This is a genomic window from Bradyrhizobium sp. Tv2a-2 (assembly GCF_000472425.1).
In the GTDB taxonomy this organism is placed as follows: domain Bacteria; phylum Pseudomonadota; class Alphaproteobacteria; order Rhizobiales; family Xanthobacteraceae; genus Bradyrhizobium.
In genome coordinates, this window is sequence record NZ_AXAI01000011.1 from 66,952 (window position 1) to 80,120 (window position 13,169).

The 13,169-nt window shown below is 63.7% G+C and carries 10 protein-coding genes; 7 read left to right on the forward strand and 3 right to left on the reverse strand.

All coding sequences use genetic code 11. The features are described 5' to 3' along the window. Positions 1 to 359 precede the first annotated feature (359 nt). The 5 genes from A3AI_RS0123090 (at position 360) to A3AI_RS0123110 (ending at position 7,120) form a co-directional block, all read left to right on the forward strand. Positions 360 to 1,379, forward strand: a complete 1,020-nt coding sequence (locus A3AI_RS0123090; RefSeq protein WP_024517856.1) for a Gfo/Idh/MocA family protein — start codon at positions 360 to 362, stop codon at positions 1,377 to 1,379. Between the two features lie 34 nt (positions 1,380 to 1,413). Then, a complete protein-coding gene (locus tag A3AI_RS0123095) occupies positions 1,414 to 2,565 on the forward strand; it encodes a DegT/DnrJ/EryC1/StrS family aminotransferase (RefSeq protein ID WP_024517857.1) in 1,152 nt (383 codons plus the stop codon). Positions 2,566 to 2,668: 103 nt separating this feature from the next. After that, positions 2,669 to 4,195 (forward strand): murein biosynthesis integral membrane protein MurJ, encoded by a 1,527-nt coding sequence (gene murJ / locus A3AI_RS0123100; protein ID WP_024517858.1) that lies wholly within the window; start codon positions 2,669 to 2,671, stop codon positions 4,193 to 4,195. 77 nt (positions 4,196 to 4,272) lie between these two features. After that, on the forward strand, positions 4,273 to 6,582 hold the full coding sequence (locus tag A3AI_RS0123105; RefSeq protein ID WP_024517859.1) for a xanthine dehydrogenase family protein molybdopterin-binding subunit: 2,310 nt from the start codon (positions 4,273 to 4,275) through the stop codon (positions 6,580 to 6,582). Positions 6,583 to 6,673: 91 nt separating this feature from the next. Then, entirely contained in the window at positions 6,674 to 7,120 is a 447-nt protein-coding gene (locus tag A3AI_RS0123110) for a c-type cytochrome (RefSeq protein WP_024517860.1), read from the forward strand. 220 nt (positions 7,121 to 7,340) lie between these two features. On the opposite strand, the gene A3AI_RS0123115 is transcribed toward A3AI_RS0123110, so the two are convergent. Next, positions 7,341 to 7,760: a CHRD domain-containing protein gene (locus A3AI_RS0123115; protein WP_024517861.1), complete on the reverse strand. Its 420-nt coding sequence runs from the start codon at positions 7,758 to 7,760 to the stop codon at positions 7,341 to 7,343. 162 nt (positions 7,761 to 7,922) lie between these two features. On the opposite strand from A3AI_RS0123115, the gene A3AI_RS0123120 reads away from it, so the two are divergent. Further along, the gene (locus A3AI_RS0123120) at positions 7,923 to 8,861 is read left to right on the forward strand and encodes a c-type cytochrome (protein WP_024517862.1); all 939 of its coding nucleotides are present in this window, start codon (positions 7,923 to 7,925) and stop codon (positions 8,859 to 8,861) included. A 29-nt stretch (positions 8,862 to 8,890) separates the two neighbouring features. On the opposite strand, the gene A3AI_RS0123125 is transcribed toward A3AI_RS0123120, so the two are convergent. Continuing rightward, positions 8,891 to 10,057: an ABC transporter substrate-binding protein gene (locus A3AI_RS0123125; RefSeq protein ID WP_024517863.1), complete on the reverse strand. Its 1,167-nt coding sequence runs from the start codon at positions 10,055 to 10,057 to the stop codon at positions 8,891 to 8,893. 253 nt (positions 10,058 to 10,310) lie between these two features. On the opposite strand from A3AI_RS0123125, the gene A3AI_RS0123130 reads away from it, so the two are divergent. Further along, positions 10,311 to 12,776: a putative bifunctional diguanylate cyclase/phosphodiesterase gene (locus A3AI_RS0123130; protein WP_024517864.1), complete on the forward strand. Its 2,466-nt coding sequence runs from the start codon at positions 10,311 to 10,313 to the stop codon at positions 12,774 to 12,776. A gap of 65 nt (positions 12,777 to 12,841) precedes the next feature. Here the strand turns inward: A3AI_RS0123130 and A3AI_RS0123135 are convergent, their stop codons facing one another. Beyond that, positions 12,842 to 13,087, reverse strand: coding sequence for an Lrp/AsnC ligand binding domain-containing protein (locus A3AI_RS0123135; protein WP_024517865.1), 246 nt, complete (start codon positions 13,085 to 13,087; stop codon positions 12,842 to 12,844). Positions 13,088 to 13,169 lie beyond the last annotated feature (82 nt).

Sequence of the window (13,169 nt, forward strand, 5' to 3'; positions counted from 1 at the left end):
GATCCCGAAAAGTGTGACGCGGTTTTCCGAAATGATCATGCCCAATCAAAAGGCTAAAGCGTGATGAGCCCAAGCCCATCGTGCTTGAAAGGCGCACGCAAGGACGCGATCGGGAGGTAGCGGAATCGGGCAGAAACTGCCTTCCGCTTGCGCAACTCCAGCTCCTTTTGCCTAAATTCCGCGCCAATTCACGGACAACGCAGGCTGTTCGAATCGCAGGGGAATTTCCTGATTCGAGGCTGTAATCGTTTGAATCAAATCGTGTCCGGTTAACACCTTCAGCATTCGCCACATTTGTGACGACGTGCTAGGAAGCCATCGGGGTTGGTTCGGGCGACGTACCATTGGGGGTTGAACGTATGAGTTCCAGGGGGACCGCATCAGAGATGAAAATCGCAGCCAAGCGCGGGCTTCGTGTCGGCGTCGTTGGCGCCGGCGTGATGGGGACCAATCACGCCCGCGTACTCGCCGGCCTGCCGGACACCAGCCTGGTCGGCGTGGTCGATCCCTTGCCGGCACATCGTTCGCGCGCCACTGATCTCACCAATTGCCGAACCTTCGCCGGCCTTGACGAGCTGGTCGCCGAAGGCGTCGACGCCGTCACCATCGCGGCCCCGACCCATATGCATCACGAGATCGCGCTCGCCTGCATCAACAAGAAGATTCATGTCCTGGTGGAGAAACCGATTGCCTCGACCGTCGAGGAGGGCCGGGAGATCGTTGCCGCCGCGGAGGCCGCCGGCGTCACGCTGATGGTCGGCCATGTCGAGCGCTTTAACCCGGCGGTCGCCGCGATCAAGCAGGCGATCTCGGGCGAGGATATTCTCTCCATCGGCATCACCCGGGTCGGCCCGTTCCCGCCGCGCATGTCCAATGTCGGCGTGGTCATCGATCTGGCCGTGCACGACATCGACCTGATCCGCTGGTTCACCGAGTCGGATATCGTGGAGGTGCAGCCGCAGCTCTCAAGCGCCGTGGCCGAGCGCGAGGACATCGCGCTGCTGCAGTTCCGCACCGCTTCCGGCGTGCTTGCGCACATCAACACCAACTGGCTGACGCCGTTCAAGGCGCGCAACGTCACGGTCGCGACCCGCGGCAAATATGTGATGGGCGATCTGCTCACCCGCCAGGTCACCGAATGTTTCGGCTTCAAGCCCGACGGCAGCTACTCGATGCGTCATCTGCCGGTCGGCCATGACGAGCCGCTGCGCGCCGAGCTGATCGCCTTCCTGCAGGCGGTGCGCTCCGGCGGCACGCCCGCGGTCAGCGGCGACGAAGGCGTCGCCAGCCTCGAGATCGCCACGCGCTGCCTCGAAACGTCCGCCAAGCCCGCCGCCGCGGCGACCGCCCGCAAGGGGCCGCGCCGCGTCGCCGGTTAATTCACTCATGTGTCCACAATCGCTGCAAGGCTCCATGAACCAGCATCTGCGTCCGCAACCCATTCCCTTCATCGATGTCGGCGCCCAGCGTGCAAGGCTCGGCAAGTCGATCGACGAGGCGGTCTCCCGCGTGCTCACGCATTGCCAGTTCCTTGGAGGCCCCGAGGTGACCGAGCTCGAATCACAGCTCGCCGCCTTCTCCGGCGCCAAGCATGTGGTGAGCTGCTCGAGCGGCACGGATGCGCTTCTGATGGTGCTGATGGCCGGGAATATCGGCCCGGGCGATGCCGTGCTCTGCCCGTCCTTCACCTTCTGCGCCACCGGCGAGGCCGTGGCACTGACCGGCGCCACGCCGGTTCTCGTCGATGTCGACGAGGACAGCTTCAACATGGATGCGGTGTCGCTATCGCGCGGCATTGCGGTCGCAAAGCGGCGCGGGCTGAAGCCGAAGGTGGTGATCCCGGTCGATCTGTTCGGCCAAAGCGCCGACCACGATGCGATTGCCGAGGTTGCCGCAAGCGAGCGCCTGTTCGTGCTCGATGACGCCGCGCAGGGTTTTGGCGCGAGTTACAAGGGCCGCCGGCTCGGCTCGATCGGGCATGCGACCGCGACGAGCTTCTTCCCCGCCAAGCCGCTCGGCTGCTTCGGCGATGGCGGCGCCATTTTCACCGATGACGACGAGCTTGCCGTGGCGCTGCGCAGCGTCCGCGTGCACGGGCAGGGCAGCGACAAATACGACAATGTGCGGCTCGGCCTGACCGCGCGGCTTGACACCATGCAGGCGGCGATCCTGATCGAGAAGCTCAGGATATTCGAGGACGAGATCGCCTCCCGCAATGAGGTCGCCGAGCGTTATGCGCGCGGACTGGGCAACGTCGTCAAGGTGCCGCACTTGAAGCCCGGCTGCGGCTCGGTCTGGGCGCAATACACCATCCGCCTGCCCAAGGGTACCGATCGCGACGCGTTCGCGGCCGCGCTGAAGGCGCAGGGCGTGCCGACGGCGATCTATTATCCGAAGTCGATCCACCAGCAGACCGCCTACCGCCATTTCCCGGTAGCCGACGGCGGCCTGCCGGTCAGCGAGGCGCTGTCCGCCGACGTCATCAGCCTGCCGATGCATGCCTATCTGGACGAAGCGACCCAGGACCGCGTCATCGCCGCCGTGCGCGGCGCACTTTCGGCGTAATTCGGTCGCGCCACGGGTTCACCTCTCCCGACGGGTCTCCCCGGGGAGAGGTGAAGCGCGTTCTTCGCTTCAAACCGACGCTCACTTCCTTTAGAAGCGGCGCATGCTTGGGCGCATTTTCACGGTCGGTGGCTATACCCTGCTTTCGCGGCTGACGGGGTTCGCGCGCGATATCATGCTCGCGGCGATCCTCGGTGCGGGGCCGGTGGCGGACGCGTTTTTCGTCGCATTCCGCCTGCCCAATCACTTCCGCGCCATCTTTGCCGAGGGCGCTTTCAACGCCGCCTTCGTCCCGGCCTACGCCCATGTCCATGGCGGGCGGGGTGAGGCGTCGGCCAAGCTGTTTTCCGACCGCGTGTTCACGCTCTTGTTCCTGTCGCAGGTGATCCTGCTCGTGCTCGCCTGGGCTTTCATGCCGCAGGCCATGACGTTGCTCGCGCCGGGCTTCACCCATGATGAAGCGCAGCGCAACCTCGCGATCGAGCTCACGCGTATCACCTTCCCGTATCTGCTGCTGATCACGCTGGTGACGCTCTATGGCGGCATGCTCAATGTCATGCACCGCTATGCCAGCGCGGCCGGCGCCTCGATCTTGCTCAACATCTCGATGATGGCGACGCTCGCCATCGCGGCGTTCTTCCCCACCGTCGGCCACGCCGCCGCCTGGGGCGTTTTGATCTCGGGTTTCCTGCAATATTTCCTGCTGGCCGGCGATCTCGCCACCCATGGCGGCCTGCCGCGCTTTGCGCCGCTCAAGTTGGATGAGGACATCCGCGCCTTTTTCCGCGCGCTGGGTCCGGCCACGCTCGGCTCGATGGGCACGCAGGTCGCGATGTTCGCCGACACCATCATCGCGACCTTTCTGCCGGCCGGCGCGCTGTCGGCGCTCTATTATGCCGACCGGCTCAACCAGCTTCCGATCGGCGTGATCGGTATCGCCGTCGGCACTGTGCTGTTACCGGAAATGTCGCGACGGATCACGGCGAACGATCATGAAGGCGCCATGGCACAGCAACGCCGCGCCTTCGATTATACGTTGCTGTTTGCGGTGCCCTTCGTTGCCGCCTTCCTCGCGGTGCCTGATGTGATCACGCGCGCGATGTTTGCCCGCGGCGCCTTCACGAAGACAGACGCCGCCGCAGCCGGCGCCACGCTTGCGGCCTATGCGGTCGGTCTCATTCCCTTCGTACTGATCCGCAGCGCGGTCGCGACCTTCTACGCACGCAAGGACACCGCAACGCCGGTCAAGGCATCTCTCACCGGGATTGCCGCCAACGTGGCGCTCAAGCTCCTCCTGATGGGATCGCTCGCTCAGATCGGGCTCGCGCTCGCCACCGCCATCGGCGCCTGGATCAATCTGCTGCTGGTGCTCGGCTTCGCGGTACGGGCGGGCTATCTCGAGCTCAACCGTGCATTCATCGGGGCGCTGGCGAAGTTCGCGCTAAGCGGGGTCGTGCTTGCCGCCGTACTGTGGCTGACGGCCAAATTTGCTGCAGCGCATCTTGCCGGTCTCACGGCCTACCGTGATGAAATTGTGCTCGTGATCCTGGTGGTTGTCGGGGCCATGATCTACGCCGGATCGGTCCTGCTCTTGTTCGGCCCGAAATGGCTCAAGTCACTGGTGCGCTAGCCAGGGCTAAAGGCGTTTGCGCAATCCCGTAATCCGCTGCAATATGCCTCCAATTCACAAGAAGAGTTGGAGATAAGATGGCTGCTCCTATCAAGTTCGGCGTTGGTCAGAGTGTCCTGCGCAAGGAGGATGACGCGCTGATCCGCGGCAAGGGCCGCTATACCGATGATCACGCGCCGCAGGCCTCGCTGCACGCGCTGGTTTTGCGCTCGCCGCACGCGCATGCCAAATTCACCATCGATGCGAGCAAGGCCCTTGCGTTGCCCGGCGTGGCGCTGATCCTGACAGCTGAGGATGTAAAGGATCTCGGCGGCCTGCCGTGCCTGTTCAATTTCGAGGTCGATCCCTTCACCGGCCCGCCTTACCCGATCCTGGCCAAGGACGAGGTGCGTCACGTGGGCGATGCGGTTGCTTTCGTCGTCGCCGACTCCATCGATCACGCACGCGACGCGATCGAGGCCATCGAGGTCAACTGGACGCCGCTGCCCGCGGTGTCTGGCGTTGCCAATGCGGTCAAGCCCGGCGCGCCGCAGGTATGGCCGGACAAGCCCGGCAATATCCTGTTCGACGTGCCGATCGGCGACAAAAAGGCGACTGATGAGGCCTTTGCGAAAGCGCATGCGGTTGCGGAAATCTCCATCGTCAATCCGCGCGTGGTGGCAAGCTTCATGGAAACGCGCGCGGCGATCTGCGAATACGACGCCAAGCGCGACCATCTGACGCTGACTGCCGGCAGCCAGGGCAGCCATCGTCTGCGCGACATCCTGTGCCAGAATATCCTCGACATTCCCGTCGAGAAGATGCGGGTGATCTGTCCCGATGTCGGCGGCGGTTTCGGCACCAAGCTGTTTCCCTATCGCGAATATGCGCTGCTCGCGGTCGCTTCGCGAAAACTGAAGAAGACGGTGCGCTGGGCTGCCGACCGCTCCGAGCATTTCATGGGCGACGCGCAGGGCCGCGACAATGTCACGACCGCGAAGATGGCGCTTGCCGAGGACGGCAAATTCCTCGCCATGGACGTCGACCTGATGGGCGACATGGGCGCCTATCTCTCGACCTTTGCACCCTATATTCCGCATGGCGGCGCCGGCATGTTGCCGGGCCTCTATGACATCCAGACCTTCCACTGCCGGGTCCGCACCGTCTTCACCCATACCGTACCGGTCGATGCCTATCGCGGCGCCGGACGGCCGGAAGCTGCCTATGTCATCGAGCGCCTGGTCGATGCCTGCGCGCGCAAACTCGGCATGACGCCGGATGCGATCCGCAAGAAGAACTTCATCCAGCCGCGGCAGCTGCCTTATAAGACCGTCACCGGCAAGGTCTATGATTCAGGTGATTTCGCCGCGCACATGAAGCGGGCGATGGAAGTCGCGAACTGGAAGGAGTTTCCCAAGCGCGTGAAGGCCGCCAAGAAAGATGGTCTCGTGCGCGGCATTGGCATGTCGAGCTATGTCGAGATCTGTGGCACCATGGGCGACGAGACCGCCAATGTACGGCTTGATCCCAATGGCGACATCACGGTTCTGATCGGCACGCAGTCGAGTGGGCAGGGCCATCAGACCGCCTATGCCCAGATCGTCGCCGAGCAATTCGGTGTGCCGCCGGAGCGCGTGCACGTTCACCAGGGCGACACCGACGAGATCGCAACCGGGCTTGGCACCGGCGGCTCGGCCTCGATCCCGACCGGCGGCGTTTCGGTGCAGCGTGCCACGGCCGAACTCGGCAAGAAATTGAAGGAGCTTGCCGCGGAGGCGCTGGAGACCAGCGCGGCCGATCTCGAGATCACAGGCGGTGTCGTACGCATCGCCGGCACCGACCGCACCATCAGCTTTGCCGATCTTGCCAAGCGCCAGGGCACCGATCCCTCGAAGCTGAAGGGCGCCGCGACCTTCAACAGCGCCGACGGCACCTATCCCAACGGCACGCATATCGCGGAGGTCGAGATCGATCCCGCGACCGGCATCGTCAAGATCGTGAACTATGTGATCGTCGATGATTTCGGCGTGACCCTCAATCCGCTCTTGCTTGCAGGGCAAGTGCATGGCGGGGTGATGCAGGGCATCGGACAGGCCTTGATGGAGCGGGTGGTCTATAGCCCGACCGACGGCCAGCTGATCACCGGCACCTACATGGACTACGCGCTGCCGCGCGCCGCCGACGGCGTCTCCTTCCACTTCGAGACCCACAACGTCCCCTGCAAGACCAATCCGCTGGGGGTGAAGGGCGCGGGCGAGGCGGGCGCGATCGGCTCCTGTCCCGCCGTGGTGAACGCCATCGTCGAGGGGCTGTGGCGCGAGTACAAGATCGAGCATGTCGACATGCCGGCGACACCGGAGCGGATCTGGATCGCCATTCGCGAGCATCAGCGCCGGCACAGCCTGTGACATCCAAAATTTGCCGCGGGAATGATGTCTTGTCCACGGGGTTCCAAGAAGGGCCATCAGAACGGTCAAGTTTGAAATTCAGGGGAACAGGATGAAGCGAAGTATTGTGGTTGCTGGCGCGCTGGTGCTTGGTCTTGGTGCCGTCATGGCCGAGCCGGACCAGGTCAAGGACACCCAAACGATGATGAAGGGCAATGGCAAGAATGCCGGTGCGCTTGCTGCGATGGTCAAGGGCGAGAAGCCCTACGACCAGGCGACCGTGGATGCGGCGATCAAGCAGTTCGCCGACACCGCAGCCAAGCTGCCGACACTGTTCCCGGCGAGCATCAAGGGCAAGCCGTTCGACGGCGACTACAGCCCTTCGTCCAAGATCTGGGAAGACAAGGCAGGCTTCGATGAGCACATCGCAAGCTTTGCCAAGGTGATTGGTGACGCCAAGGGCAAGATCACCGATCTCGACACGCTGAAAGCGCAGCTTTCCGTCATCGGCAAGCAATGCGGGGGTTGCCACGAGACCTTCCGAATCAAGAAGACCTGATCTGCGCTATCTACGCATCTCGAGCAAAGGGCGGATGCCGATACATCCGCCCTTTTTGTTTGCTGATTGCAGAATATTCCGTTGGTCATACCCCGCGAATGCGGGGTGTCCAGTTTTCCAGAGGCGTTTGGGCTGAAGCTCTGCCGCCGCTGGAATACATCATCGTCCGCTTTTGCGGACGATGACAGTGGAGGGAAGGCGCAGCCGGATTGGCGTATGCTTACTTCGTCACTTGCCCGCGGATTTCGCCGCCCGGATTGGCCGCGGTGTGGACATTGACGTAATACTTGCCGGACTCGAGGTCGGCGGCCTGGGCATCGGTCAGCGTAGCGCTGCCCTCAGCGGGGCTCGCCGTGGCGTTGGGGATCGCAACCGCGACGCCCGCATTCTTGCCGCTCTCGGCAGGTCCGTGGAAATGCGCCGCCGTCGCGGGCCCGCTCAAGCCCGAATAGGTGAGCTTCCAGGAGAGCTTCTTGGTGCCGGGATCGTAATCGATGTCGGCTGTGCCCGATCCTGTGCTCGCATTCGGGGGCACCTCGTTCTTGCCGTCCAGCGTCGCCTTGAACTTCTCGGCGCTGGCAGGGCCAGCGAGCAGCGCCACCGCTCCGAACGCAAGCGCAGCAAACATCGTCTTGGACATGGCTTTCTCTCCCTGTTCATATCGCCACGATTCCACAACAATGGATTTTGCGGGTTATTCCCGAAAATCCGGCAGTCGCGTGTCAAAACTTGGCACAAATTGATGACTGGAGGAACGGCGGCCGCGGTCATAAGGTTGCGATTGGCCATGATGGAACGTTGAATGCCGCGTCGGATTTTGCCTGCCGCCCTTGTTGCCGCCGCAGCCGGGATCGGCCTCTACTGGTGGTTGACGGCCGCCGTGCCGCTGGCGGGGGCGGTCACGGCGCCGGCTTTCACGCCCGACATCGCAAACGGCGAGGTCATCTTCAATGCCGGCGGTTGCGCCTCCTGCCATGCCGTCCCCAACCAGCCCGACCGGTTGAAGCTCGGCGGCGGGCTTGCGATCCCGTCGCCCTTCGGCACCTTCTACGCGCCGAACATCTCACCCGATCCGACCGACGGCATCGGGCGATGGAGCGAGGCCGATTTTATCACCGCGGTGATGCGGGGTGTGTCTCCGGCGGGCTCGCATTTTTTTCCCGCGTTTCCCTACACCTCCTACGCGCATGCGCAGCCGAAAGACGTGCGCGATCTCTTTGCCTATCTGAAGACGCTCCCGCCGGTGCCTGGCAAGGTGCGCGATCATGATGTGCCGTTTCCCTTCAACATCCGCCGCAACGTCGGCATCTGGAAATTGCTGTTCTTCGACGACAAGCCTTTCGTTCCGGATCTCTCGCGCTCTGCGGCGTGGAATCGCGGTGCCTATCTCGTCAACAGCTTCGGGCATTGCGCCGAATGCCACAGCCCGCGCAATTTTCTCGGCGGCATCATCGCCGCACAGCGCTTTGCCGGCGGGCCGAATCCGGAAGGCGAGGGCTGGGTGCCCAACATCACCGAAAAGGGTCTCTCCGACTGGAGCGAGAAGGACATCGCCTATTTTCTCGAGACGGGGCAAACGCCCGACGGCGACAGTGCCGGCGGCGCGATGACGCGCGTGATCAAGAACACGTCGCAATTGCCCGAAGCCGACCGCACAGCGATCGCCACCTACATCAAGTCGCTGCCGCCGGTCGAAGGCCCGCCGCGACCGCCGAAGAAGAAAAAGGAAGGCGAGGGGTAAAGGTAGAGACGGGGCGCGGAGAGGGAGACCTAAAGCTTGTCGACTGCTTTAAAGCTGCCGTCGGGTTGGATCACGGTCAGGAACACGCCAGGCGGCTGGTCGTGCGCGCTGTTGCCGAAAGCAACGATGTCGCCGCCGATGTCGAACCGGCCGACCTCATTGATGATCCGCAGCATCTCCGCGCGGGTCGGATTTGGGCCGGCTCTCTCGAGCGCGGCGGCGGCGAGGCGCCCTGACAGATATCCTTCGAGCGACACGAAATCCGGTGTCAGGCTGGGATCGAGCGCCTTTTCCGCCGCCTGGTAGTCGGCGACCAGCTTCAAATGCGTATTCCAGGGAAACGGTACCACTTCGGAGACGACCACGCCGCTGCCGTCGGGCCCGAGCTCCCTGGCAAGCGCGGTGGCGCCGACAAAGGAGATGGCGACAAAGGTCGGGTTGAAGCGGCTGCGGCGCGCGAGCTTGATGAACTCGGCGCAGGGGCCATAGGTGCCGACCATGACTACAGCCTGCGGCTCGGCGCGCCGGATCGACTTGAAGGCCGCGCCGACCGCGCGCGTGTTGCGCTCGAACGTGCCTTCCGCCGCGAGCTCCAGACCGCGTCGCGCCAGCGCCGCCTTGACACCGGCAAGGCCGTCGCGGCCGAACGAGTCGTCCTGGTAGAAGATGGCGATGTCCTTCAGATGCAGGTCCTCGGTCAGGTGCTTGATCCAGGCCTCGGCCTCGGCACTGTAGCTCGCGCGGATATTGACCACGTTCTGGAATTCGGAGGCGCGCAGGAACTCGGCGCCTGTGAACGGACCGATGAACGGCACGTTCTTCTCCGCCGCGATCGGCACGGTCGCGATCGATGTCGGGGTGCCGACCGCGCCGATCAGCGCGAACACCTTGTCCTCCTCGATCAGCTTCACCGTTGCCATCACCGAGCGGTCCGGATCATAACCGTCGTCACGGCTGATCAGCTCGAGCCGGCGGCCGTGTACGCCGCCCTTGGCATTGATCTCGGCAAAGGCCGCCAGGATGCCCTGCCGCATGCCTTGGCCCAGCGCCGAGGATGGGCCGCCGAGCGCGGCCGCCTGGCCAAACAGGATGGTGTCGGCCGAAACGCCTACCTCGTCCGCGCTGGCGCGCGGTGGCGGGCTCGCGCCGAAGGCGAGCGCAAAGGCAGCAAGGATCGAGACTATCGATGACCGCATGGCAGGACTTGATGGCAGGACTTGATGGCAGGACTTGATGGCAGGACTTGCAGGATGAAATGCAACAGGCCTTCATGGTATCCGCAGCGGATGAAAACCTTGCTAATTCAAGCCGCTTTGTCGACCCGTACGATTGCGGACAAAGCAGGGCAGATTGTCGGCTCTACTACCGCAGATCGTTAACTACGCCGGTTGGCGCGCAGCGGTATTTGTTTGATTTTTGCGAGTTCTTAACCGCGCCCGGTTCCGATCGATGCTGGACGGATATGTAAGCCGTTTTGGGGACCTCATTTTGCGTGCGGGCGTACACAGCGGAGTTGGCGAGCAGGCGGGCATCGGGCGCGCAAGCGCCCTGGTCGAGCGTCGCCGCGCGCCGGTGTCGCGCCTGGAACTGTATCGTCCCGCGCTGATCGCCGCCTGCATTGGCACGCTGTTGTCGCTGGCCGGCGCCATTGCGGTCGGTCAGTGGGAGAACAGGCTCTCGCGTGCCGAGTTCGAGGGCCTTGCCGAGAACCAGGCCATCACCATCCAGAACGGCATCAACGAATATGTGGGACGGCTGATCACGCTGCGCACCCTGTTCGAATCCGCCAACGAGGACATCACTCGCAGCGAATACGAGACCTTCAGCCAGCGCCTGTTCCAGGGGCATCCGGGATTGTTGCGGGTCGCCTGGGTGCCACGGGTCACTCACAAGGAGCGCGCCGAATACGAGGCCGCGGCGATCGCGGATGGTCTCTCGGGCTATCAGATCAAGACCTTTGCCGACGGCGCGGCGGCGCCGCTCGCCGACGTCTATTTCCCCGTCTATTTCTCCACGGAGTCGAAGACCTCTGTCGTCTACGGGCTGGACTATTGGAGCTTCGCGGAACGCCGCGCCATGCTCGAGCGCGCGCGCGACGACAACAAGGTCGTGGTGTTGCGCACCAAGCTCTACGAATCTCGCAACGGCGCCATTCCATATGGGGTGATGGTCGCGGTGCCGGTCTATGCCAAGGGCACCTCGCGCACAAGCGTTGCGGATCGTCGGCGTAATCTGAACGGCTTTGTGGTCGGAATTTTCGACCTGCCGCCATTGGTGCAGGCGATCCGCGCCAACAGCCGGGTCCCTTCCGCCATCGCCATCGACGTCTATCCGCCGCGGCCCGCGGACGGATCCGGCGTCGAGCCGGACTTCTCGAGCGCGCCGCGAGCGACCATCGCCAGGCGGCAGGGCGCGCCCATTTGGTCGACCGCGCTGAAGATCGGCGACACCTCATGGTTGCTGCAGGCCTCGCCCGCATCCGGCGGCCTGCACATGGACCATCACTACCGCGCGCTGGCGCTGCTCGCCGCCGGCATCGTCACCACGCTCTTCCTTGCGATCTATCTCGGGCTCTCCAGCCAAAACTCGCTGCAGCTGTCGCTTGCCAACCGCCGCGTGCTGGAGCTTGCCCAGACCGATCTGCTGACCGGCTTGCCGAACCGCGGCTTCTTCCTGGAGCAGCTGCAGGAGATCAATGCAGGCGCCGGGAGCGCCGGCTATGCCGTGCTGCTGCTCGACCTCGACCGCTTCAAGAACGTCAACGATTCCCTGGGCCACGCGGCGGGTGATGCGCTGTTGCGCCTGGTGGCGCTGCGGCTGCGATCGACGCTGCGCGAAAGCGATGTGCTGGCGCGGCTGGGCGGCGACGAATTTGCAGTGATCCTGACCGGCGGCGCCGGCCAGCGCGTGCTGGCAAGCGATCTTGCGCGGCGGATTTCCAAGCTGATCGCCGAGCCCTTCCAGCTGCTCGGCCACCGGGTCGAGATCGGCACCAGCATCGGCATAGCGCTGGCGCCGGAGCACGGCTTCAACCAGGAGCAGCTTCTGAAGAAGGCGGACCTTGCGCTCTACCGGTCCAAGTCGGCGGGCCGCAACTGCTACACGGTCTATGACGAGGCGATGTCGGCGGAACTAGAGGCGCGCAACACGCTGGAGAGCGATCTGCGCAACGCCATCGCCAGCTGCCAGTTCGAAGTGCATTACCAGCCGTTCTACGATGCCGAGACCTGCCACCGCCGCGGCGTGGAAGCGCTGGTGCGCTGGCGCCATCCGGTCAAGGGCCTGATCCCACCCGACCAGTTCATTCCGCTTGCGGAATCCACCGGCCTTATCGTGCCGCTCGGGGAGTGGGTGATTGCGCGCGCCTGCGAGGACGCGACCGCCTGGCCCGACGACGTCAAGGTCGCCGTGAACCTGTCGCCGGTTCAGTTCAAGCAGGCCGAACTGTTCGACGTGATCCAGCAAAGCTTGAAGAAATCGGGGCTCAAGCCGCAGCGGCTCGAGATCGAGATCACGGAATCGGTGCTGCTCGAGCAGGCCGTCGAGAACCACAGCTTTATCGACAGGCTCAAGGGCATCGGCATTTCGCTCGCGCTCGATGATTTCGGCACCGGCTATTCGTCGCTGCGCTCGCTGACGGCGTTCCCGTTCGACAAGATCAAGATCGACAAGTCCTTTATCGCCAATCTGAGCAAGCGCCAGGATTCTTCCGCGATCATCTCCTCCGTAGTGACGCTGGCGCGCGGGCTCGACATGTCGATCACGGCCGAAGGCGTCGAGACCACCGAGCAGCTCGACCACCTGCGCTCGCTCGGGGTGAATTTCGCGCAAGGCTATCTGCTCGGACGGCCGATGCCCGCGAGCCAGCTCGAGGCGCATTTTGCGATCAGTTACGCGCGGCGGGATGCGGCCTGAATCGACATCTCGCCAGCGGGAGAGGTGAGCCGAAACAGCTCGGCTCGACTGGATCCGCCAGCGAGCTAACCCACCCCGAACGCCTTGAAGGTGATGATCGTGTGGGTGTCCTGGATGCCGGGGAGCGTCTGCACCCGTTCGTTCACGAAATGGCCGATGTCGGTGTCCTTGTCGACATAGAACTTGACCAGGAGGTCGTAATCGCCCGCTGTGGAATAGATCTCGGAGGCGATCTCGGCCTCGGCAAGCGCGTTGGCCACCGTGTAGGACTGGCCGAGCTTGCACTTGATCTGGACGAAGAACGGAACCATCGCGAGCATCTCCTTGACAAAGTTCGCCCCATTATAGCGCCTTGCGGAGGCATGAGGGCAGCCTTTCGCCCGCCAAAGGGCC